Genomic DNA, 405 nt, shown 5'->3' on the forward strand with positions numbered 1-405 from the left:
GGGAAGTTTTGAGGTGTTTAGTAATGGAACATCGGCGACCGTAACGGTTGAGATTCTCAGTGCGATCGACGGGTTGGGGGGTAACGATACGCTCACGGGTTCCGATCGCGATGATTCCCTATTTGGAAATGTTGGAGATGATTGTTTGATTGGTGCCGCCGGAGACGATACCCTGCAAGGGGGAGAAGGAAATGATTCTCAATTCGGTGGATTGGGTGCCGATCTGATGTATGGTGGTGCCGATAACGATTTCCTATCTGGCGATAAAGGAGATGATACCCTATTTGGAGATAAGGGAGATGATACCTTTGCCTACCTGTCTCGGGATCAGGTGGGGGAAGGGCAACAAGATGCGATCGCCGATTTTGAACCGGGAAGCGATGTTATAGTTTTCAACCGCAGTAC

Annotated in this window: 1 protein-coding gene; it reads left to right on the top strand. The window is 49.9% G+C overall.

Features of this window, described 5'->3' with window-relative positions:
* Positions 1-13 precede the first annotated feature (13 nt).
* Positions 14-405, top strand: a 392-nt coding sequence (locus LKE08_RS28290) for a calcium-binding protein (RefSeq protein ID WP_375341475.1), incomplete at its 3' end; no start/stop codon positions are given.

The organism is Lyngbya sp. CCY1209 (assembly GCF_035615495.1).
GTDB lineage: Bacteria > Cyanobacteriota > Cyanobacteriia > Cyanobacteriales > Microcoleaceae > Limnospira.